Origin of the sequence: Natrinema sp. 1APR25-10V2 (assembly GCF_031626495.1) — an archaeon.
Lineage (GTDB): Archaea > Halobacteriota > Halobacteria > Halobacteriales > Natrialbaceae > Natrinema.
The window spans coordinates 116731-140104 of the sequence record NZ_JAMQOJ010000010.1; the positions used below are offsets into that span (position 1 = coordinate 116731).

The 23374-nt window shown below is 55.2% G+C and carries 16 protein-coding genes and 2 pseudogenes; 8 read left to right on the forward strand and 10 right to left on the reverse strand.

The annotated features are described in order from the left end of the window. Positions 1-18: 18 nt before the first annotated feature. Complete coding sequence (locus NDO75_RS25895; protein ID WP_310909438.1) at positions 19-1341, reverse strand: transposase; 1323 nt, start codon at positions 1339-1341, stop codon at positions 19-21. A 641-nt stretch (positions 1342-1982) separates the two neighbouring features. Here NDO75_RS25895 and NDO75_RS25900 point away from each other — a divergent pair. The 5 genes from NDO75_RS25900 (at position 1983) to NDO75_RS25920 (ending at position 6667) form a co-directional block, all read left to right on the forward strand. Continuing rightward, positions 1983-3386: a hypothetical protein gene (locus NDO75_RS25900; RefSeq protein WP_310909439.1), complete on the forward strand. Its 1404-nt coding sequence runs from the start codon at positions 1983-1985 to the stop codon at positions 3384-3386. 99 nt (positions 3387-3485) lie between these two features. Next, positions 3486-3767 carry a hypothetical protein gene (locus NDO75_RS25905; protein WP_310909440.1) on the forward strand — a complete coding sequence of 94 codons (282 nt, stop codon included), beginning with the start codon at positions 3486-3488 and terminating at the stop codon, positions 3765-3767. A 277-nt stretch (positions 3768-4044) separates the two neighbouring features. Beyond that, positions 4045-5460: an aryl-sulfate sulfotransferase gene (locus tag NDO75_RS25910; RefSeq protein WP_310909441.1), complete on the forward strand. Its 1416-nt coding sequence runs from the start codon at positions 4045-4047 to the stop codon at positions 5458-5460. 152 nt (positions 5461-5612) lie between these two features. Then, a complete protein-coding gene (locus tag NDO75_RS25915; protein ID WP_310909442.1) occupies positions 5613-5972 on the forward strand; it encodes a hypothetical protein in 360 nt (119 codons plus the stop codon). A 32-nt stretch (positions 5973-6004) separates the two neighbouring features. Continuing rightward, positions 6005-6667 (forward strand): sodium/calcium exchanger protein, encoded by a 663-nt coding sequence (locus tag NDO75_RS25920; protein ID WP_310909443.1) that lies wholly within the window; start codon positions 6005-6007, stop codon positions 6665-6667. Between the two features lie 207 nt (positions 6668-6874). Here NDO75_RS25920 and NDO75_RS25925 read toward each other — a convergent pair whose 3' ends face one another. The 7 genes and pseudogenes from NDO75_RS25925 to NDO75_RS25955 form a co-directional block, all read right to left on the reverse strand. Then, positions 6875-9352 (reverse strand): cbb3-type cytochrome c oxidase subunit I, encoded by a 2478-nt coding sequence (locus NDO75_RS25925; RefSeq protein WP_310909444.1) that lies wholly within the window; start codon positions 9350-9352, stop codon positions 6875-6877. After that, positions 9345-11996 (reverse strand): heavy metal translocating P-type ATPase, encoded by a 2652-nt coding sequence (locus tag NDO75_RS25930; protein ID WP_345784930.1) that lies wholly within the window; start codon positions 11994-11996, stop codon positions 9345-9347. The genes NDO75_RS25925 and NDO75_RS25930 overlap by 8 nt, the downstream gene beginning before the upstream one ends. 323 nt (positions 11997-12319) lie before the next feature. Next, positions 12320-12475: a hypothetical protein gene (locus tag NDO75_RS25935; RefSeq protein WP_310909445.1), complete on the reverse strand. Its 156-nt coding sequence runs from the start codon at positions 12473-12475 to the stop codon at positions 12320-12322. Positions 12476-13566: 1091 nt separating this feature from the next. Further along, positions 13567-14571, reverse strand: coding sequence for a cytochrome d ubiquinol oxidase subunit II (gene cydB, locus NDO75_RS25940; RefSeq protein WP_310909446.1), 1005 nt, complete (start codon positions 14569-14571; stop codon positions 13567-13569). Beyond that, positions 14564-15988, reverse strand: a complete 1425-nt coding sequence (locus NDO75_RS25945) for a cytochrome ubiquinol oxidase subunit I (RefSeq protein ID WP_310909447.1) — start codon at positions 15986-15988, stop codon at positions 14564-14566. Before NDO75_RS25945 ends, cydB begins: the two co-directional genes overlap by 8 nt. 405 nt (positions 15989-16393) lie before the next feature. Beyond that, positions 16394-16540, reverse strand: a pseudogene (locus NDO75_RS25950) (multicopper oxidase family protein); the annotation flags it as partial. Next, positions 16541-16639: pseudogene (locus NDO75_RS25955) on the reverse strand (IS6 family transposase); the annotation flags it as partial. A 563-nt stretch (positions 16640-17202) separates the two neighbouring features. On the opposite strand from NDO75_RS25955, the gene NDO75_RS25960 reads away from it, so the two are divergent. Next, entirely contained in the window at positions 17203-17871 is a 669-nt protein-coding gene (locus tag NDO75_RS25960; RefSeq protein ID WP_345784931.1) for an IS630 family transposase, read from the forward strand. Positions 17872-18498: 627 nt separating this feature from the next. Here NDO75_RS25960 and NDO75_RS25965 read toward each other — a convergent pair. Further along, positions 18499-19050 (reverse strand): hypothetical protein, encoded by a 552-nt coding sequence (locus NDO75_RS25965; protein WP_310909448.1) that lies wholly within the window; start codon positions 19048-19050, stop codon positions 18499-18501. Between the two features lie 258 nt (positions 19051-19308). After that, positions 19309-21138, reverse strand: coding sequence for a Na(+)/H(+) antiporter subunit D (locus NDO75_RS25970; RefSeq protein ID WP_310909497.1), 1830 nt, complete (start codon positions 21136-21138; stop codon positions 19309-19311). A gap of 531 nt (positions 21139-21669) precedes the next feature. Here NDO75_RS25970 and NDO75_RS25975 point away from each other — a divergent pair. Together NDO75_RS25975 and NDO75_RS25980 are read left to right on the forward strand one after the other, a co-directional pair. Then, positions 21670-22497, forward strand: coding sequence for an IS5 family transposase (locus NDO75_RS25975; RefSeq protein ID WP_310909449.1), 828 nt, complete (start codon positions 21670-21672; stop codon positions 22495-22497). 647 nt (positions 22498-23144) lie between these two features. Further along, entirely contained in the window at positions 23145-23324 is a 180-nt protein-coding gene (locus NDO75_RS25980; protein WP_310909450.1) for a hypothetical protein, read from the forward strand. Positions 23325-23374: the final 50 nt, after the last annotated feature.

Sequence of the window (23374 nt, forward strand, 5' to 3'; positions counted from 1 at the left end):
CGCCGCTAGATTGGGATATTAGGGTTTGCAGTCTACTACTTGTGCCTGCGGTTGGACTCCGCTGGACAAGTCGTGAAGGTAGACTGCTGGCTGTGCCAACCAGCCGGTACTCCTATCCTCGGACAATTGCCCGGAAGACTCGGAGTTACTTTCGTCGTTGAGGTCGAGACGGATGTTCTCCGCCCCATTCACGTCAGCATTGAACGCCGCGTCACACTCTTCGCAGACGTACAGGCCGCGTTCAACACGTTGACTGTCGGCTTCTCTACCACAGACGCAACACGTTTTGCTCGTGTCGCGTTCGGACACATCTCCGACTTCGATACCCTCAGCTTTTGCCTTGTACGTGAGAATCGAGGTGAAGCGGTCGAATGCCCACCTATGCAGGTCAAGGTTCCCGTGTTTGCCCCAGTTCTTCGACTCGCCGTTCTCGTCCTCACGGACACCAGCGAGTTTTCCGACGTTGATGCGACCGACTCCCTTCTCGACAGACCGTTCAACGATGTGCTTGGCGAGACTGTGGAAGAAGTGGGTTCGGCGCTCCGACCACTTGTGGTGAAGCCGGGTGGCCTCACCACCACCTGAATCATCGCACTTAGCGATTTCCTTCGGGAAGTAATAGCCGTCCTGCTTCAAGCGGTTTCCGGGGTACAAGTCAGCTTCTTGGGTGCTGTATGCGACAGCGGCGAAGTTGCAGATGCTGAGGTCAATACCTGCCGACTCGTTACCGGGGGCGACGGGTGTCTCGATTTCGCCTTTGCAGACGAGATGCAGTTCCCACCGACCCTTCGCCTTGTCGTAGACAGCACGAACCTGTTGGAGGTTTTCGACGGTGACGCCGGGCCGTGTCTCGTACTCGACAAGGATGTATTCCCACGCTTTCGGGTGTTCCTTGTGATTCGCACCCTTCGAGAGACGGACGCGGTTGTTCTTCGTGTCGTGTCGGATGCCGTTTTGTTTCCACGTCACCGTACTGCGTGGGTGTTCCTCGTGGACACGGTTGCCGTCATCGTCGTAGTAATTGCGTTTACGGTAGCCGGGCGGATTCGCACGACTGTCGGACTTCCTCTTCCCGTACCATGAGTTGAAGGCTTCAGCGAGTTCCTCCAGAACGCGCTGACTGGACTGCGAGTGCAGTCCCTTGTATTTGGGGTGTGTCTTCACCTCGTCTTTGAGGTCTCCGTGGTCGGGAATCTCGCCCGTGTCCTCCCAGACTGCTCGGGAGTGGTAGTTGGCGACGTTCCAAAGCTTGCTGGCCGACCATCCGTGTCGGTCAAGCGAGTCCACTACCTGTGAATGGTTGCGGATTTTCGCTCGGTGGGTGCGATGGACTTCCAGCATTCTGAACGCCTGTATAAGCACTTATACTCGCTTTTCTTGTAAAGGTATAGATTGAGAACGGTGGAATATCCAGCCTTGCAATCGACGGTGGACTGTGGAGGTGTTGTCGGATTCATCCCGCGCCTAAAGGCGCGGGTATTCTCCTTGAATCTCTATAAACAGAAGCTCATTTGAAAGCGTTGAGCCAATAGCTGTCAAGGGACATTGAGTCTTCCCTAAACTATAAGTTTTAATCAATTTCTCTTTGAAGTTTGTAGATCAAGATTATAACTGCGGAGATGACTGATAACTCTACAAGACCAAGTATCCAAGGCAAAATTTGTCTCATATAGAATGCATATATTAAACTCACAAATAGGATGGCGACGATAGTTACCCATTTAGTCGAAATTCTCTCGGAGAGATACCCGATTGACATGAGTGGATCTTCACACGGTCTGGATAAAGGCTCTTGGATAGAGATCCCATAAAGTGTTTTAGAATCAATTCCATCGTCATACTACCTTTTCAACCGTAGATAGATCAAATCATGGCCACCATATTTTGGTGAAAAATAGTTAGCGCTTCGTGACATGTATATAAACCTTTGCGCCTGCATAGAAACGACACGTAAATGGGCCACCAGTATAAACTATCATCCAATGAGTAACCGTTCGGCTCTTGCTCGCCGGACCAGTATTGCCCTAATCCTCACGTTCACGGTCCTCACAACTAGCGTCGGTGTCGTTGCTGCGAGCATGACAGCTTCAGGCCTCTCCGCAGGTGACACTGACGTCACCGTCCCAACGTGGCTATATCTCGCGACTGGCGGCGGTACCGTCGGCGCCTCGGCATTGTTGACAATGCTTGTCACTGACCGTGAGATGATCGGTACATATCATAATCGTGCAATCAGAGCGTCCACAGACCGATTACTGACTGCAGGATCACTCTTACTTGGAGTAATTGGTATTCTTGGACTTGTGCTTATTTTCGTCGCTGGCGTCGCCGGGCCGAACATCGGACTAGTCAGCGCAACTGTCTTAGTGACGTTCGTTGGTGGGCGTACTCTGCTAACGATTATCGCATACACTGTCGGGAACCCATGGCCAGCACTTAACCCATGGCGACAAATTGCTAAAGCACTCCCAACCGGCTACAAATCCTATCCCACGTCGTGCGGCTCTTGGCCTGCTGTGGTGGCATTATTGACGTTTGTCGGTCTTGAGGTTATTGCTCCTTTGACATCATCGCCGACTATATTGTTGCTTGTACTTGGCTTCTACTCGCTATTTACACTCTCAGGTGCGGTCGTGTTTTCGCCGGAAACGTGGTTCCAGCGTGGTGATCCTCTCTCATTATGGTTTCGGTGCTATGGGGCTGTTGCGCCGATCCAACGGACCGAGAATGGGTTCGAACTGCGGTACCCTGGATCGCGGTTGAGCGATGCAGACCTCGTCACCGACACCTCTCTTGTAGCGTTTGTACTCGCGCTAGTGTGGGAACTAACCTACAGCGGATTCATAGTCACTCCACTAGGTGTCCAGACCATTGAATTCCTCGTCGGGCTTGGTGTACCTCCCTTACTTGTCTATCTGGCGTTTCTCGTCGGTGGCTTCGGCCTGTTCTGGAAGGTATACTGGACCGCAATCGACCGGACCCGCGAGCGGGCCGAGACCTATCTCTCCCGTCGATACCTCGGGCTTCGGTTCGCCACGCCATTGCTGGCCATCGCGGCCGGCTATCACCTCGCGCACTACGTCGGGTTCGGAGTTTCGCTATGGCCGTCGCTGCTTGACGCCTTGGCGATGCCATTGGACCCGCCGCCGAACCCGACCCGATATGCGTTGCCAGGCTGGTTCAACTATATCGAGATCGCTGGCATTCTGCTCGGCCACGTCCTCGCAGTGTGGATCGCACACACTATCTCCTTCGAACTGTTTCCTGGAAAGCTCCAGGCGATCAGGAGTCAGTACCCGCTCATCGTCGTCATGATCTTTTTCACGATGGTGAGCCTCTATCTCGTCTCACAAGGAACAATGAATCCGCCGTACATCCCGAACTGACTGGTCCAAGGTTAAAGTGGGATGGCCACTAGACGAATACGATACGTGAGGTTTTCGAAACGGCAAGCATTTCATCACGCCATTACAACAGTCGAACGAATGGCGACCGATCACGTGATCGAACGGGAGTACAAGGTGCCGACGGACGAAGGCGAGACCTGTCCCTACTGTGAGCGGCCGTTCCGGTCCAAGCGCTCTATGACGTTTCACAGAGGCATCGATCATACTGAGGAGTGTTCTGATGTCGAACGTGAGGCATTTGATGAGGAGCGCGACGACGAGGAGTACGAACTCTTCACGTTTCACTTCAAGGCAGCCATCTCCGTGTTCCTCGTCTACTTCCTGTTCACGTTTATTTATGCGCTTGTCTGGTCAGGATAGGAAGTATAACTTTCGCCTCAAACAACCTTCACGTGCCAGAGATCAACCGCCCATGACGAATTCTATTGCGAACTTCTTGAGCAGGAACGTATTAGGTCAGTCTTGATACCGTTGTTGGTAGGTGGCGGATTCGCCATAGGGTGTCCCTTTGAGATCTATATTCTAGTAAGTGGATCCACAGTCGCGAAGGAATGCAAAAAGATACTAGTATCTCCATTCGAAAACAAAGAGCAATGGAACCTCAGCCAGCGCTCCTATTCTTGTGGAGAACTGAACCGTGATGGATCGATCACGTCGCTCGCTCGCTCACGTCCGATCGTTACTCTCGCGGAACCGACTCCGGGTCGCCTTCGCCGTTATTATCCTCCTTTCGGCGACTGTGGTCGCTAGCGCATCGACAGGAGGAATTTCGACGGCATCAAAGGACGATGTCCCGGAGGCACCGCCGACGGAGAATCACACTGTTGTCACTGAATCAGGACGAGCTGGGACGATTACTGCTTACGCGCCTGACGGAGAAGTCCTCTACTACAACAATACGCGGACGAAGTACTTCGATGTTGACCCCGTCGAGGGAGATCCCCTGACCGTTGAGTACACCGCTACAGATACGATCCACACGGAAGGTCCCACCTGTGGCAACCCGCCATGTACCCGGAACGTTATCGAACGAGCTGACCTCGAGACTGGGGAGGTTGAGGTCATCTATGAGCGCTACGACTACAAGGAATACGCCGGTGAGTGGCATGACGCGGATCGTCTCAATGAGACCCACGTCGTCGTCGCCGATATGGTCTCGGACCAGGTGTTCATCGTCAACACCGAGACGGAGGTCGTTGACTGGCTTTGGGATGCACAGAGCGACTTCCCCGTTGAGGAAGGCGGCTCGTACCCTCGCGACTGGGCCCATATTAATGACGTCGAATACATCGAATCAGGAGAAATGGAGGGTCGAATCATGGTCAGTCTCCGAAATCAGGATCAGGTTGTCTTTCTCGATCGAAAAGAGGGCCTGCTTGGGAACTGGACGCTTGGAAGCGAGAACGACTACGATATCCAATATGAACAGCACAACCCCGACTACATCTCTGAGAGTGAGGGCGGGCCGGCCATCGTCGTCGCCGACTCTGAGAACGGCCGCGTTCAAGAGTTCCAGCGCGAGGACGGCGAGTGGAACCGAACCTGGCAGTGGGAGGACGACCGTATTCAGTGGCCTCGCGACGCCGACCGACTTCCGAACGGCAACACGCTGATCTCCGACACCCACGGCAACCGAGTGATAGAAGTCAATCAGTCCGGCGATATTGTCTGGCAGGTCCCGTCCACGCTCCCTTACGAGGCAGAACGTCTCGAGACCGGCGACGAAAGCACGGGTGGGCAGAGTGCGGCCGCGCTCGACCTTGAGTCACGCACCGCGGCCGAGACCGGCGGCGACGGTGACGACGGCAGCGACGGGTTGTTCGGCTTCGAACCGCTCGAGTTCCTCGGTGGACTCATCGAGACGATTCTTCCGCATCGGATCTACAATGCCCTCCTGTTCGTAAGTCCGGTCTGGATAGGCCAATCTGAGTTCGCTGCTATTGGGATTGCACTACTGACAGGCTTGTTCTGGGCTGGCCTCGAGATCAGATGGCAGCTCAGCGACGCCGGGATCAACTTTCGGCTTCCTGTCTCCCGTCAGGGCGACGACTGATGAGGTCATAGAATTATCGCTCATACGGGTTCCGCTTTCATCGCTTTTGCTTAGTATATTTCCAGAAGATCGCAGTTTTGTGTGATGGATATCCGGATAACACGTATGTGGTGCGCTCTATTAGGTAAACATAGTACCTCCAAATGGTCCAAATGCCACTCCTCATCTGGGCTGGTGTTCTCGTTATCGGTGCATTCGTCGCTCACTGGGGGGCTGACAAACTAAGTGCACCACTCAAAAAGGTCCGCCGCCAGTGGGGTCTGACCGCCGTTGCAGGTGGTGCACTCGTCGGGATCGCCGCTGCTGGCTCTGAAATCGGTATTAATACCATCAGTGCTTACCGAGGAGTCTCAGATATCGGTCTCGGAATGATGCTCGGGTCCAACATCGTCTCCGTTCCCCTCATCGTCACGACTGCCTACTTTGTGTCTCGCACAGAAAGTTTGGGGGCGGAAACGGTGAGAATGACGATAGTGGCAGTAATGGATCCACTGGCCAGTCTAACAGGCTAGAAGCAGGCCATGAACAGCACCGGCAGGAGAATTTGCTCCGTATTGGTCGTGATGCAGTCCACGTCCTCACCGTGCCGTACTTAGGAATACTTGCCCTCGTCGCCATCCTCACAGTACCCGAACCAGTTCGAGGGCTTCAACCGTTGGACGGGGTGGTTATGGGTGCGGCGTACCTCGTATCTCTGGGACAGGCATTCATGCGTGGCCGTTCTTCTCCAGAGGATGTTGAATGGAAGAGAAAAGAGATCGGTCTCGCTGTTGCTGGGTTAATCGCACTCGCCGCGGGAGCATATACAACCGTCCGTGCAACAGAGAACATCGTGGCCGGTCTGGGAATCACCCGGCTCATCGGAGGATTGTTTATTACGGCGATTGTCACGGCACTCCCCGAAATCTTTGCCACCAGAAGCGTCGTCAAAAGTGGCCAGGTGACCGCCGGGACGACGAGCGTCATCGGCGATAACGCTGTGACGATGACCGTGGCGTTCCTCCCGCTAGCTGTTGTTACCGTCCCGATCGATAATTTCCAGTTGTACTGGGTGAACCTCACTTTTGTGGCCATTGTGGCAGCGACGTTCGGTTTACTCATTCACTTCGGCTCGGTCGGTGAACATGGTTTTGAGCGCTGGCAGGTTTTGGCCCTTGATGGGGTGTATCTTCTATATCTTATCGTGATAATATTCTGGGTACTGTGATTTGAGTCGGTTATATTGTTTTTGGGAACACCTCCATTCGATTTTCCACCTTGCTTCAGCTCGTCATCATCACCAACTCCGAACACGGAGGCAATCCAAGAAGCACAATCATTCAGTATGAAAAGAGTTCTATGACCCCTCTACGAAACTCAGTTAATATGTTCAACCGCAAACAGTGAGAAAAGGTACCTGCGTAGCGATGAGCCACTACATCAAGTAGAATAGCGGGAAGAGAAAGACCCAGACGATGTCGACGAAGTGCCAGTAAAGCCCGAAGTACTCCACTGGGCGGTTGTCCTCGAGATAGGCATCGACGGTCACGACTCGGTAGATCATGAACGCCGCAATGAACAGGCCGAGAATGACGTGTAATGCATGTAAGCCTGTTGTTACGAAGTACATTGAGTACTGGAGGTCGGTGAACCAGTAGATCCCGTGAGCGAACTCTTGACTCCACTCATAGCCCTTGATCGCAAGGAAAGTCAGACCAAGCAACAGGGTCGTCCCCAATGATGCCAATAGCCCTCTCTTATTCCCGCGTTCGGCCATTACCAAAGCAATGACGACGGTGAAACTTGAGGTGAGCAGGACGTAGGTGTTGATCAGACCGATGATTTCCGAGGGCGGCACGACTCCAATTTCATTCCATCCAATGTACACACGCATAAATATATACGCACCGATGATGGCACCGAAGACAACCACGTCAGAGGCTAAGAAGAACCAGACGCCGGTCTTCGTCGTGCCGACGCCCTCGAACGGCCAGCGCTCGGCAATCTCCATGTCGGGCGCGTTGAACTCCTCGCGCCCGTATTGGAAGAGCGCTCCCAGAAGGATGGCAGCACCGACAAGCGAGAGCGTGGGGTAGAGTATATTTTGCTGTCCCGCCGTCTGGCCAGCGAGATCTGCCCCGCGTGAGGTGGCGAACTCGGCGACATAGGGGGTCAGTCCTGATAGTCCGAAGAACATGACGAACATACCGACGCCGATGCCGAACGGCCAAATGCTCGCGTGGTCCTCGTGGTCCTCCTCGAGCGACTTACCCTCTCCGATTCGTTCGTGTGCCGCTGCACCGCCGTCGGTCGCGGCCGACGAGCTATCGTCGACAAACTCGAGCTTCCCGCTGGCGTAACTCGGCCGGTCCGGCCAGTTCTCGAGCGGCGGGGGCGAGGGGATCGCCCACTCGGCGGTTCGCGAGAACGTCCACGGGTTGTCCGGCGCATCGGGGCCGGACAGCAGACTCTTCCCGAGCGTGATGAACACGAGCAACACTCCCGCACCGAGGACAAACGCCCCGACGGTCGCGATCTGGTGGTAGATCTGTGCGCTCTCGGCGTAGTTGAAGACGCGCCGCGGCGTCTCCCACGCGAGGAACATCGGGAAATACAGTAGGTTGAAGCCGAGGAAGTAGACGGCGAAGCTGAGCTTCCCGAGCCGTTCGTCGTACATCTTCCCGGTGATCTTGGGCCACCAGTAGTAGAGGCCGCCGAACAGTGCGGTGACGCCGGAGACCATCACGTAGTGGAAGTGAGCGACGACCCAGTAGGTCCCGCGGAACTCGTAGTCGAGGACGACCGCACCGAGGAAGACGCCGGTGATCCCGCCGAGGATGAACAACACGAGTGCACCGAGGTTAAACAGGAACGGCGTCGTAAACCGGATGCGACCTTTGACCATTGTATAGATCATCGAGAAGACCATCAGGTCGAACGGCAGCGAGATTCCGATCGTTGTCGCCATAAAGAGCGTCTTGATCGGGAGGTTGATCGTCGATAAGAACATGTGGTGCATCCAGACGAGGAACGACTGCACTGCGACGAGGACCATCGCGATAATGACCCACTTCCGGCCGACTAGTCGTCGCCCGGTGAACGTTTGGAATGTCTCGAACATGATCCCCAGTGCGGGGAAGAAGACGATGTACACCTCTGGATGGCCGAAGAACCAGAATAGGTGCGCCCACAGCAGGCTCGATCCCTGTTGTGTCGCGGAGTAGTACTGGGTCAGCAAGAGGCGGTCGGTCAGCAGAAGAATGAGTGCGGCTAGCAGTGCCGCGAAGGCGAACAGCATCATCCAGACCGTCAGCAGGATACCCCACGTGAACAGCGGCATGTTCCACAGACCGAGCCCCTCAGCACGGTAGCGATGTATCGTCGTCAGGAAGTTTACCGTGCTGAGGGTAGTCGATAGGACGAACAGGGTCAGTGCGAGGATTGTTGTGTTCCCGCCCATCGTCAGCGTGTAGCCAGGATTATAGATGGGAACGTTCAGCGGTGCGTACATGTACCAGCCGTTTGCCCATGTCACACCTTGGAAGAACGAGACGAGGACGAGTAGTCCTGAGAAGAGGTAGAACCAGTAGCTCAGTGCATTCAGACGCGGGAATGCGAGGTCTTTCGCACCGATCTGTAGCGGGACGACGTAGTTCGCGAACCCAAAGCCAAACGGCGAGATGAACCAGAACACCATCAACAGGCCGTGTATCGAAACTGCCTGATTATACTCGGTGTTCGTGAGGAAGCCGGTCCCCCCGGCCTCCCACAGCTGGATGCGGAATAACAGTGCAAGGACGCCGCCGGCGATGAGGAAGAACAGCGCGGTCCCCAGATAGAGGATCCCGACGTCCTTATGGTTGGTTGTCACCAGCCACCGCTTGATGGTTGTCCGTGGCGGAAAGTCACTCATTGAAGCTCTCACCCTTATCTGGATGGTCGCTCTGCGTCGGCGATCGATCGAGTAGCTTTTCAGGGGAGATACGTGACAGCCGCATCGCGTTCCCAGTGACGGCGGTCGTCATACCAGCATCACCGATGAGAACTGCTGCCCAGACAGGAACGAGACCAAACGGAACCCCCAGCGCGAGGAGGGACTTGGCGGCGAGACTCGACCAGATATTCTGGCGGATGACGCTATTAGCGTCGTGCGAGAGTTCATAGAGATACGGGAGTTTTGTGAGATCGTCGGCCATGAGCGCGATGTCTGCCGTTTCGAGCGCCGTATCCGTTCCCGCGGCACCCATCGCGACGCCGACCGTTGCCGTCGCGAGTGCCGGTGCATCGTTGACGCCATCGCCAACCATCGCAACGCCGCCGTACTGGTCATCGAGTTCCTGGATAGCTTCGACTTTCTCGTCTGGGAGGAGTTCAGCTCGATACTCGTCGACGCCAACTTCTGCGGCGATAGCACGAGCAGTACGCTCGTTGTCGCCAGTGAGCATGATAATCTGCTCGATGCCGAGGTCGTGAAGTCGTTCGATAGTACGCTTTGCCGCCGGGCGGACTTCGTCGGCGACGGCGATTATCCCCTCGAGCTCATTTTCGGTGCCGACTAAGACGACCGTTTTCCCCTCGGCTTGGAGGTCAGGAACGACACCCTCGAGCAGATCGAGACACCGATTCTTTTCGCAGATCTGCTCGGTTTTTTGGGTGACGATGCCGCCGTCGGTTGCAGCGTGGACGTGGCCGAGGTCGAATCCCAACTCCTTGAACAACCCTGGTTTGCCAGCGTAGTGGGTCGTCCCATCAAGGTCTGCGCGAACTCCCTTCCCAGTGAGGCTCTCGAAGTCCGAGACGTCGCGGTCACCGACGTTCCGGTCGGCCGCCCTGTCGATGATGGCTTCGCTAATAGGGTGTTCACTCCGCGATTCGAGTCCGCGAGCACACCGTAGGACATCGTCCTCGGTGTTATCATTGAGGGGGATGACATCGGTGACGGTGAGTTCGCCCTTTGTGATAGTACCCGTCTTGTCCATCGCGATGGCGTCGACGTCACCCATCGCCTCGAGATAGTTCCCACCCTTGATGAGGACGCCGTTCTTCGCAGCACTGGTGATACCCGACACCACGGACACCGGCGTCGAAATGACGAATGCACACGGACAGGCAAGCACGAACAGCGTCAGTCCGTAGACGATGTAGGTAACCCACGATCCGCCGAAGAGTAACGGTGGAACGAGCGCGAGAAGGACACCGAACGTGACGACGACCGGCGTGTAGTACGCCGAGAACCGATCGACGAACTGCTCTCGTTCAGTCTTGTTCGCTTGGGCGTCTTCGACCATTTCGACGATCCGCGAGAGGGTGTTATCGCCGGATTCCGAAGTGACCTCAACCTCGAGATACCCTTCTTCGTTGATGCTTCCGGCGAACACCTCGTCGCCGGGCGTCTTGTCGACGGGAATGCTTTCGCCGGTGATCGGCGCCTGGTTGACAGCGCTCTCGCCCTCACGAACATCGCCGTCTAGTGGAATCTTCTCGCCGGGCCGGACGACGACGGTCTCACCGACGGATACCTCGTCGACGGAAACCGTGACTTCGTCACCGTCACGTCTAACCGTGGCCTCGTCTGGCGAGAGGTCCATCAGCTCTTGTAGGGAGTTACGGGCGCGGTCCATCGAATACCGCTCGAGGAGTTCGGAGACGCTGAAGAGGAACGCCAGCGTCGCAGCCTCGAAGTAGAGCGACTTCCCAAACGCGAGCCCCGCGGTGACAGCACCGCCGATGGCGATCGACATCAGCAGGTCGATATCTAGGTTCCGGTTGAGAAGCGAATAGTAGCCGTTGCGGAAGATCACCTGGCCGGCGATCCCGATGCCGACGAGGAAGAGAATGTCTGCGACGAATAACTCACGGCCAACAACCGTCGCCAGCAAGGCGTTCTGGCTGGTAATGAGAAACTCGAACAGGAGACCGAGTGTGACAAATCCACCACTGATCCACGTTTTGATGGCACGCGAACTGGTCCAGACGCTCTCACGCCCGGCTGGACCGTTGTCAGTATGAGGATCTTTCTCTGACGAGGAGTCGGTGATCTCGTAGCCAGCCCCTTTGATCGCATTGGCGATATCGTCTACGGAGAGTGATGACGAGTCGTACGTCACGACGACATTCCCAGTGGTTGGTTGTGTATCGTAGGTTACGACGTCAATTTGGTTGAGTGCGTTCTCGATCTTGCCAGCACAGGACGGACAATCCATCTCAGGAGCGGTGAATGTCACCGTTTCCTCACTAGCATCAGTCTCAACGTTATACCCCGCTTTTTCAACACGCTCTTTAATTGCCTCCGCTGACGTTTGCGAGTCGTCGTAGGCGACGGTCAGCGTTCCAGCCGTCACTTGGGGATCAATGTCTTCGATTCCATCTAGCTTCTGGACGCTGTTCTCGACTTTCCCGGCACAGGAGGGACAGTCCATTTCTGGAACTGAAAGCTGGACAGCCTCATTTTCCCTAAGATCGTGTGTTCTCTTAGGATCGTGGTTGTGGTCATGACCCTGACCGTGATCGTGGTTGTGGTCACTTTCTTCTGATGATCCTGTAGGTCCGTCAGCCATTATAGGACTCTTGCCGCTTTAGCCCTATCAATGTAGCTGTGAAAATAGGGTGATTGTTACTAGAGGGTTACTAGAATTCCGAGCCCAGCTTAACAACCCTAATCTTGCATTTGGATAGTAATTAGAATATTTGTACATCTTGGCGTGAAAAGAGTGACTACTGGCTCGAGAGGGGCCAGACGTGAAGGTCTTCAATATTCACGACGGCATCAAGTTCTGCGATGCTTGCTCGGACTTCGTCAGGATCAATAGGGCTCTGCTGGAAAATATTGTTCCGCTCTCGCGGAGTAATATCACTGCTGACCAGACGATGAGGGCTGCGATCAGACAGCTGTTAACGGGTCCACGATGAGAATGTCCGTGAACATGATGACGAGCATTGAGACGATGACGGGAACTGACGCACCGGCGTCACCGAGGAGATGGTAGAATGCACCGCGTTCGTTGAGGCTCATCTCATCACCTTGTAGGATATGCACGGATGCGAGATTGACGATAAGCCCACCTGTTGCCGGGCACAACGCGACATGTTCGGGTCCCGCTGCTGCGCATTAACCCTATGGCCGCGTGACTTGCTCACTTCGTGGATCAGTGGTGGATTTGAAACATGATGCAAAAACGCCCGGGCGCGGCGGTGGGGGGTTGTCACAGGATCATGCCGCGCCTGCGACCAATCACGGCAGGTGGGTGACTGATTGGATTTGGTGGGTGGTGCCAGTTCGGATGCCGATACGTCGCGTCAGGAGGACACGACAGTGAATATCATCACGCGAATCCTAATCAATGGATGCCTGATTCCAAGTTGCTTAGAATCGTCGTGTGCCTCCATGACCGCCATCTCACATGGCTCGAAGCTGTGTCACTGTTTTGCTCAATCCAAGTTTGAAAACGCCTGCCCACGGTCTAGTGGGGATCGAGGAGTGTGTCGCACAGTATGGGAACCAACATGTGGACGAAAGCCGCAGTCCACTATACTTGACGCCAACAGAGAATGGTCGGCCAGGCATGTGCCTGCTTAAAATCGTTCGTAAGCGTTACTCCCATATTGAGGCCGGTGAGCGGGGCGCGTTGCGGCTAAAGAACCCGCTGACGGGGATGGGGGATGCTTCGTCGAGGATTTGAACCTCGGTCCTCGGCGTGAGATACCGAGCTGATTGGCCGAGCTAGACCAGTGGAGCCTTTTGAACTACCGGAGAATCCCGTTAAGCCTACTCACTTCGCAAAACTGATTCGACTTACATAGACGGCTACGTGGTGTTCGTATCGGAGGGCATCCATTGTTTGATGAGTTCGTTCACGTTGTAGAAGAGGATCCCAACTGAGACAAGAGTTGTGACGAAATAAATAATCAACCCTGGTGGTCCACTGATCGATGTACCAATTGCACCACCTCCAAACCCGATAACCGTGAGTTCGACCCATGTCACTACGATTCGGGACAGCAATCGTGGTTCCGAATTTGACTGTGTTGATGTCACGATATCAGATCACCATATTCATGAATCGGCGCTGGTCTCCCATTTGACTCTATCCCCATAACTCAACGAAATGTTTTGTCTGATTATGTATTTCATCCGTAGTTTTCCTCGGTATCGATAGGACCACTGAACGCTGAATAGAGCATGACAAAGTACACGATAACGATCGGGAGCAGCACGCTCGCCATGATCGACATGAAATTAAGCGGAAGCGTAGAGATGATCGCCTCTCGGATAGTGAGTCCCGTGGTTCGATCGACGAAGGGGAACAGAAGGGTTGCGACGAGCCCTACAAGTCCGAAGACGAGTGCAGCTGTCGCTGTGAACGCGGCGTAGTACCGGTTTCTACGGAGTGTGACGACATAGATTCCTGTTAAGGCTGCAGTGAGGATCACAAGTGCGACGATGAGTGGTGATCGGAATGAGGAGCGCAGCCCTGGTTCGGTCACGTATATCACCCCGAGGGTACTGATTGCTACACCAAGATAGCCTACGGCAGCTCGGACACCGTAGCTTCGCATTTCGGCTCGTAGCGCGCCGCGGGTTTTCAGCCCGAGGAACGCTGCACCGTCGACAATTGTGAGGACAAGGACTGTGACACCGCCGAGGATCCCCACTGTGGTGATAAGACGGGTCGCTCCGACGAGCCAGTTCATGACAAATAGCCCCAGCAGAAACGGCGTCACAGTACTCCCGATGACGAACGAGTAGCCCCAGAGTGTCCGCCAGCGGTCGTCTTCCCGCTCCTCGTACATTTCTGGAGCGAGTCCTCGGAGACCGAGCGCGGCCAGAATCGCGAACATCAATAGATAATACCGGCTGAAGAGGTTCGCGTAAACGGAGGGGAACGCTGCGAATAGTGCCCCACCGAAGACGACGAGCCAGACCTCGTTCCCGTCCCAGAACGGGCCAACAGCCGCCAACAGCTGTTCCTTCTCGTGATCATCGTTGCGGGTCGCAAACAGGACGCCCACGCCGAAGTCGAAGCCGTCGAGGAAGAGGAACATCCCGAAGATGAAAAACAGCAATGTGAACCAGAGTTCGGCGAGCGGCAACCCGAACAGTGGCTTCGTGGCCAGCGACCCGACGTTAGTCACCGGACGTCACCTCTGACTCTGGAACGTGGGCAGAATCACTATGCGTGAGTTCGTCTTTCGATGGCGGCCCGGCTCTGATGACACGACCGATGACGTACGTGTAGAGGCCCAATAACAGAATGTACCCGGTAACGAATCCCAGAAGCGTGAATGTTGCTTCGGTGCCTGTGAGATTCGGAGAGACGCTGGCACTCGTCTTCATTACCCCCTGAATGACCCACGGTTGTCGTCCAACCTCGGTGACGATCCAGCCGACCTCCACGGCGACGAACCCTAGAAGTGACGACGCCATCATTGCCTTATGCAGCAGGTCGTCCTCGAAGAGCTCCCCACGCCACCATCGATAGGCACCCCAGACGGCCAGCAGAATGAACCAGAAGCCAAGTGCGACCATGCTCCGGAACGCCCAGAAGACGATCGCGACAGGTGGGGCTTTCGTCGAGAATGATTCGAGGCCCCGTATCGTAGCCTGGGGGTTTCCACCACTCGCAAGCCAGGATGCACCACCTGGAATGCCAATACCGAAGAGATCTTTCGTGCGTGGGTTCAGCAGATCGTCGACGTCGGTTGGGAACGCAACGAGGTATTCAGGAACGTAGGAGTCGGTTTCCCAGACGGCTTCCATCGCGGCGAATTTCTGCGGTTGGGTTTCGGAGACGTGACGTGCGTATGCATCGCCCTGAATTACCTGTAGTGGGGCCGTGATGAGTAGGACGACGAGCGCGATTTTGAGCGTTTTCTCCCAGACATCAATATGTTCAATCGAGTAGCCCCAGACGTGGTGCCGGAACACGTAGTAGGCGGCAACACCGGCCATGAAGAGCGCGACTGACTCGAGGGCTGCGTTCTGCATGTGCACGAACATATAGGGGAACCGTGGGTTGAGATAGGCTGCAAGTGGGTCGGTGAGCTTCACAATTTTCTGGCCGTTATCCACAACGATTTCGAACCCACGCGGTGTCTGCATCCACGAGTTTGCGATGAGGATCCAGACGGCAGAGAGCCACGTGCCGAGTCCGACAGCAATACTTGACAGGAAGTACAGCCGATCCGACACTCGGTCACGGCCAAAGACGAAGATCCCGAGGAACGTCGCTTCCAGCATGAACGCCATCATCCCTTCGAGGGCGAGTGGGCCACCGAACAGTTCTCCGGCGGTTGTTGAGAACGCGGCGAAGTTCGTTCCGAATTCAAACTCGAGGACAAGCCCAGTCACAGTCCCCACGACGAAGCTCACTACAAAGATGCGTGTCCAGAAACGACGGAGCTGTTCGTACACTGGTTGTCTGGTACGGATCTCTTTCCATGTGAAATAGATAAGAAACGGCGCGAGGCCCATACTCATCACTGGAAAGATGATGTGGACAATCGTGGTGAGCGCGAACTGGAGGCGGCTAGCAAGAACGGGATCAACCATCGGCCACACCTCGATGGATATCTCTATTGGCCTGAACGATGGCCCACAGATCAAGTAAAGATAAAGAATGGGTCCATGCTAGGTGCAACGCCATTACTCCGACTTTGCGACTGCGGTACATCAAATGAGGGCAGTGTCCTACGTATTGGGAATCTGCCTTCCCCTTAAACTGGGGTTTTTGATAAGTGAGTATGGAGCGTCGACGGATACTCAAGACAGCCGGGATTCTCGCTACAGGTGGCGTAACCAGCCTCACAGGATATAGTAGTTCAGGGAATGGAGATGGGGGTGGCTTGGGAGGATTGAACACGGTTATGATGGTTGCTAAAGGCGACTATTATATCGTCCCGATCGGTCTCTACGTCGAATCCAGAGAGACGGTTACGTTCGAAATCCAGAGCAGAGGATCGTCATGAAGTATTCACGGTCGGCCGGTTCGTAGCCTTCGGAATCGACCCGGTATACCCCATACATCCCCATGTCGGTGTGACGGTGGGTCTGGAAGTGACAGTAGTAGAAGTGTGTCCCATGGACGTTGGCCGGGATGGGCCAGACAGCGAACACCCTGACGGGCGTCGCCGTCCGCTTCCGCTCTAAAGCTTCATTAAATTCCGCTGCATAGCACTCACTGAGTCGGTCTGTAAACTGCATAGCCGAATTAACTCTACGACCTGCTCACTTCTCAAATCGCGCTAACTAGTACCGTCCCAAACGTGGACAGTCTAGGTTATCTTCTTTGAGAGCGTCTCTATACACATGACGAAAGAAGCACGTTGTCGATCTCTCTGACGAGGAGCGGAACGAGCTGAGGGAGTTCGTCTCGAAAGGCGAACACAGAGCCGAAGCGATCACCCGAGCAAAATTCTCCTGAAGGTCGACGAGGGGCTCACAGATCCGACGATCTGTGAGCACCTCGATTGCTCGATTGCCACGCCCTATCGCACACGCAAAGCGTACTCTAAGAGAGGACTTGCGGCGATCCACCGCCGCAAGCCCGACCGAGACTATGAACCGAAACTCAACGGTCGAGCTGATGCCCACCTCGTCGCACTCACCTGTTCGGAGCCGCCTGAAGGCCGAACTCGCTGGACGTACGCGCTTCTTGCTGACCGCCTCGTTACCCTCTAGGAGATCGAGTTCGACTCGATCTCCGAGGAAACCGTCCGACAGCGGTTAAAAACGACCTGAAGCCACACCGCTCTGAGTACTGGCTTATTCCGCCCAAAGAGAACGCAGAGTTCGTCTATCGGATGGAAATGATCTTTTCTCTTTACGAAGAGCCGTACGACGAGACCCGTCCAGTCATCTGTTTCGACGAGTCCAGCAAGGAACTTCGCAAGCACGTCCGCGACCCGCTCCCGGTGACACCGGGAGCGGTCGCTCGAACAGATCACCACTACGAACGGAATGGGAAACGAATGCTTCACCTGGCGACTGAGCCGTTAACTGGCCGGTGTCGTCTCCCTGTGACTGAACGACGGCGGACCTGTGAATGGATCGACTGTATGCAGACGATTGCCGACGACTATCCGGATGCAGACCGCATCCGGGTAGTCTTGGACAACCTCAGCACGCATAATCCGGCTGCCTTCTATCGGTTCTTCCCGCCCGAGAAAGCACGCGAGTATCTCGATCGTTTCAAGTTCTACTACACGCCAACGCACAGAAGTTGGCTGAATATGGCCGAACTCGTCTGGAGCACGCTCCAGTCCCAGTATCTCAACCGCCGAATTCCGAACGCAGCGACCCTCCAGTCGGAGGTCGCTGCGTGGGAAGCTGAGCGCAATAAGTTGGATGTCACGATCAACTGGCAATTCACAAACGAGGACGCTCGAACGAAACTACACCGGCTCTATCCGTCCCTTGAGGAGGCTGAGAACTAGTCACTTGACGGTTGGGACGGTACTAGTGTTGCTCCAGCCGTGAACTGATTGGCTGATCTCGGTTACGACATCGTTGTTCTGCGTACCGGTTTAAGCTTGAAGCGACACTATACGGTGCCGGCCATACTATCCGACACCCTATACAGAATTTCGGACATTTACGTTATGTCGACCGACAGTGGATACCTATTGATATAATTATAAGAGACTGTGGGATATTCGATTGCGCCACCAAGGGTTATCTATACAAAATTCGATCTGAATCCGGCATCAACAGCGAGCTGCATCGTCGCGTGGGAGGGGAGCAGGACTGCCAGCGTCTTCGTCCGGTCGCTAGCGGGTTATGGACCAAGAGGACGTCTAACAACGGTGCAGACAGGAGGATTAAAACACCGGCGAGCCGATCGACCTGTGTTCCGATGGTGACACCGACTAGCTCATAGATGAGCACCGTTAGCAGTCTAGCAATCGCCACCTCAAGTATATTCGCAGGGGAGAACACAAGTAGTGCGACCACCAGAGACACTCCGACTGTCGCACCCGCTGCGATAGCTACGAGCATGCCCCGTGCCAGAAGGATAAAGCGGGCGTAAAAGCCGGCGATGACAAGGCGTTCATCAGCATCAGTCACTGACTGGACGACGAAGAGTCCGATGAGTCACTGACCATCGCGGCAACGAGCACGACGCCGAGTCCCGTAAGCACATCCGCCAGTAGCGCCATCGTCTGACCCCCGTTCGGGATAACTACCGGAACAGGTGTGTCAAGTGCAGCGTGCCCATACAGGCTGACCAGGTACGCATTCACACTCGCGGTTCGTCGATTAATGGTGATTGCTACAATCTCTGCTGCGAGAGTATAGCCGACCACTGGGAGGACGTGCCCGCTACTGAGTCCACCGTCCACGACGGCCGTCTGGAGAAGTTGATATGGGTGATAGAGAGGGAACACCTCACCTACTAATTGGTTCGTTAGGAGGAGACTCGTCGCGAGAATGACGACGATCTCAACGAGGAAAACGAGCGCCAGCGATCCCTCGCGCTCACCCGATAGGATCAACCCAATAAGGAGTCCGACGAACACGTACAGAATGCCGTTGACACCGAGGATGGCGAATGTGAGTATGAGGTCCGAAACGTTCTCGGTCCAGACGAGGGCGATGGTCACGACAGCTGCCACGACTATTTCGAGGCCGCCGATCAGATATACGGATTCGACGAAGACAACTAGTTAAACAGAGAAAACCCCCAGCACAGGATTAGAGCGCTAAGTGACACCTGCTGAGACCAAGATCCTCGGGACATAGATAATATCCTCAGGGGACATTTCGAATCTCAGGCTACAACATCGTAGTGGACTACAACAGGAAACTTTCATCTCCATTCTGCATCAGAGGACGACTGGTGACCAAGGGGGAATACTGTCGGAATTTTTACTTTAGACGATAAGAAGCCACAGGATCACGGTTAGAACGAGCGTCAACAGCAAGACAGTCGTCCCAATACCTGTTCGAAGGTGGATTGTCGACGGCCGGCCACCATCGGTCGGCTGGTGATCGTCGACTTCAACCAGCCAGTCAGGGAGACGACCCGCAGCCGCGTCGACGGCAAGGACAGGGTTGTTCCTAATCCAGTAACAGCGTTTAACCGTGCCGACGACGGCGTCATCAACCGCGGCATAGGTTTCGGTCACTGCGAGCATCGTCCACCGGCTACCGTAGTAAGTTGCGGGGAAGACGACCATTGCCGGATCGCCCAGATCGAGTTTCGAAAGCGGCTTCCGGACGATCACGAATACGACGACCGCGATCGCAGTCAGAATGCCTGCGGTTTCGAGGTGACTTTGGCTGTAGGGGTGAAGTTCGCCGTGACCACCAGGGTATTCGAATTCGACGCCGTGGATCATCGGAGTGAGATCAGCCAGGCCCTGCCACCAGACGCCGAAGAGAAGACAAGCACCACCAAGCCCTAGCATCGCGACCGTCTGGCCGGGTTTCGCGTCCGCGACCTCGAGGTCACTATCGCCGTGGAAGAAGACGTAGTAACCGAGCTTAAGGAACGACAAAAGAGTCCCAATCGCACCGAGGTAAAGCAACCAGTACAGCGCCTGGTACTCGGGCTGACCGTAGTAATGGGGGTCGGCCGCGTTGAAGAGCATCCCCTTGCTGATGAAGCCGTTAAACCCTGGAATTGCGGTGATCGAGAACGCGCCGAGGCCGAACCCGATGGCGGTCAAGGGCATCTCACGCCAGAGACCACCGAGTTCATAGAGGTCCTCCTCGCCGGTCCGGTAGATGACGACGCCGACAGCCATGAATAGAAGGCTTTTGAAGAAAACATTGTTGAACAGATGAGCCATCGCACCGGCGACAGCGATCGGAGACCCAATTCCGATGCCAGCAACGATATACCCCAATTGGGCTTGGATGTGGTAGGAGAGTAGCGCCCGCATGTCGTGTTGCAGTAGGGCGAAGGTTGCACCGTAGACGGCCATCAGGCCTCCCATGTACGCAATATAGATTGACAGATCGCTCTGACCTTCCACGGGGAACGCCCGATAAAGCACGAACGCGCTCGTCTTCGTCGTATACACCGAAAGGAACACTGAAGCCGCGAAGTGGGGTCGCGGGTAGGTGTCTGGCAGCCAGACGTGAACACCGATGAAAGCGACATTGATACCCATTCCTAGCACTGCGAGCAATGCTGGAATCCCGTCGGCGATGCCGGCAGCGTCGTAGATGAACGTGCCTGACTTGACATAGTGGACTGCGACCGCCATCATCAGGAGTACCCCAGCGGTGCCGTGGAAGAGCGCGTACCGGAAACCAGCTCGGACCGCTTCACCCCCATACTGCCAGACCACCAGCGTGCTGGTCACCGCCATCAGTTCCCACATAAACAAGAGCACGAGCCAGTCGCCCGCGAACGCCGCCCCGATTGACGAGGAGACGTAGACGAGAGCGAAAGCGGTCAGCGTCTTACTGGCTTCACTCGAGTAAGCGTAGATGACGCTACAGATACCCAGAAAACCGAGCCCGAGGCCGATCATCCGGGAGAACTCATCGACATAGAATGGGACCACCTTGAACCCGAGGAAAGTGCCAGCCAGGTGCTGGCCCTCCGGCGCGACCAGCGAGATCGCTAGCACGGCCGCAAGGCTGAGCGCTCCGATGGCGAAGCCGGTGACGCGCGGCAGGACGAGTACGAGCAGTGCCGCTATAAAGACGAATAGCGGCGGGTAAGCCATAGTCAGAACCTCAACTTCCATCATTCACCAGTGTCATTGCCCCTGTGACTGAATGTCAGCCAATCCTAGTGTGGTATACCGAGTATGTCGACTTAATCGAGGTTGGTCTGCATAGTCGACAACCTGATAGATAGTTGTCATGTTCGATAGTGGGGTGTTCAGGCGTTCAACCGGCACAATGTTCCCCTCCAGATGGCCGTTGTGTGGAACTCATGGTTCTCGATGTTACTCGACTTAGGCGGTAGACGTAAGAAAACAATTTCGTTGTCAGCCTCTGTCTTGCTTTCACAGAAATCCGTGAGCCTACGTTGCTATTATTCAATATATTAAATATATTATAATAATGCGTGAGTTTCATCATTTATCTTTCATGCGCAGATCTTATGACTGCCGTTGTGGTTTCATTTGTGAGGGTACATAACTTTGGAGGACGATTTTGATGTGCCCCTTTTTTCTGCGGCATATTGCATCAAACGGCTCTGGTGAATCGCTGGACTGCGTCGGTTTCGACCGTCAGAACTAGGAGGATGAAGCGGGAAACCGTCGATGCCTATGTCGAAAATTTCCCGCTTCACGAGCAAAGTCGTTCAGTTAGCTAAAAACGCTGTTGGTGGGCGAGGCGAAGTCGCCGCCCCCGAAGGGGGTGGCGGCTTCGCCGAGTATGCGGTAGTGTCGCTGCACTGTCTGCGGGTTTACCTGGAAAAGTCCTACCGAGAAGCACTTGATTTGCTGAGCGAGATGCCACAAATACTCGGCGAGATCGGCCTCGATGCGGCCGATCTCCCCGACCATTCCACGCTAGTCAAGTGGTTTGATAGGATCAAGACAGCACTCTGGCGAGTGCTGCTGCGCCTGTCGGCGCAGGAGCACGAGCCATCCGGTCACGCCGCGATCGACGCGACATTCTTCGACCGAGAAAACGCTAGCAAGCACTACTGCCGCCGAACGAATTACCGGGTTCAAACGCTCAAAGCGACAGCTCTCGTCGACACAGAAAGCCAAGCCATTCTAGACGTTCATTGTACGACCGAGAAACGCCACGACACACAGCTCGGCTGGCAGGTCGCCCGCCGCAACGCGGGCGACCTCGCCAGCCTCGCTGCCGACAAAGGCTATGATTGGATGGAATTGCGCGAAAAGCTCCGCGAAGAGGGCGTAAGACCGCTGATCAAACATCGTGAGCTCCGGCCCATCGATCACGCGCATAACGCGCGGATCGATGGGCCTCGATACCGCCAACGAGCGATGTGTGAGACCGTCTTTTCAACGATCAAGCGCACGCTCGGCGACGCCGTGCGTGCGCGAACTTGGTACGGTGAATTTCGTGAACTCGTTTTGATGTGTGTGGTTCACAACACCAAGCGATCTCTAAAACAGTGAAATCAAGCTACGTCTGGCGATTCACCACGGCCTTGTTCTCGGAATGCTCGTCGTCCGCTCTATAGTTGGACTCGGCACTGTGTTCGGTCTGGTACCTATGACCGTCCATCACCTCGTTGAGCATAGTTTTGATTTCCTGATCGCTGTTGCGATACTTTATGCAGTGTATCAAACCGGACCAACAAACGATACATACTCTTTATAAGACTGACAAGAGATGTTCGCGGATCGCTCGTATGAGAGCATGATACCCCTTTCAAACCCCGGCAGTTTATATAGTAAATTCAACATTAGGTATCGTGAGACATGCGGTTTCAGAGCCTTCGTGGTGGGAGACCTTCGATGGTGTTTCGAGGGTAACTATGATTGTATCTCCTGATTCGGGGCTCTCAAGCGGCTGTCAGCCCTCAAGTACGACGCCACAATCAAGGTCCGGCGATTGACGACGTTGGTGATCGAAGACATTGGTGCCATGTACGCGGCCGCCGAGTCACTCGCCGAACAAGTCCTAGTCCTCGCGCTGTGTGGATTGGACTCCGGCGCGAGGAGGTCGCCAGTCTGCACGTCTCGCAACTCGAACTCGAGAGCAAGAGCGCCACGACACAGCTCGGAAACGCGAACCGCCGGCCGATACCGGCGACACCGTGATGGGCACCGTCAACGAGTTCACCGACCATAACTTCAGCGAGCGACGGGCAATTGCCACGGTAGATGGGTTCGTCGTCTTCGTCGAAGCTGTTCCCGACGACTGTGAGGTGACCGATGTGATCCGCTCGTTCAACCGTGGCCATACACTGGTGATGGCGTGCTTACGCGAGACCGCATAGCTGCGACCGATATCCGGGTTCGAGGTACGGACCAAACTATATATTGCATT

Coding starts and splice junctions, on each gene's coding strand:
- NDO75_RS25895 (WP_310909438.1), bottom strand. CDS start 1,341: ATGCTGGAAGTCCATCGCACCCACCGAGCGAAAATCCGCAACCATTCA.
- NDO75_RS25900 (WP_310909439.1), top strand. CDS start 1,983: ATGAGTAACCGTTCGGCTCTTGCTCGCCGGACCAGTATTGCCCTAATC.
- NDO75_RS25905 (WP_310909440.1), top strand. CDS start 3,486: ATGGCGACCGATCACGTGATCGAACGGGAGTACAAGGTGCCGACGGAC.
- NDO75_RS25915 (WP_310909442.1), top strand. CDS start 5,613: ATGCCACTCCTCATCTGGGCTGGTGTTCTCGTTATCGGTGCATTCGTC.
- NDO75_RS25925 (WP_310909444.1), bottom strand. CDS start 9,352: ATGAGTGACTTTCCGCCACGGACAACCATCAAGCGGTGGCTGGTGACA.
- NDO75_RS25930 (WP_345784930.1), bottom strand. CDS start 11,996: ATGGCTGACGGACCTACAGGATCATCAGAAGAAAGTGACCACAACCAC.
- NDO75_RS25945 (WP_310909447.1), bottom strand. CDS start 15,988: ATGGTTGATCCCGTTCTTGCTAGCCGCCTCCAGTTCGCGCTCACCACG.
- NDO75_RS25970 (WP_310909497.1), bottom strand. CDS start 21,138: ATGGAAGTTGAGGTTCTGACTATGGCTTACCCGCCGCTATTCGTCTTT.
- NDO75_RS25975 (WP_310909449.1), top strand. CDS start 21,670: ATGTCGAAAATTTCCCGCTTCACGAGCAAAGTCGTTCAGTTAGCTAAA.
- NDO75_RS25980 (WP_310909450.1), top strand. CDS start 23,145: ATGGGCACCGTCAACGAGTTCACCGACCATAACTTCAGCGAGCGACGG.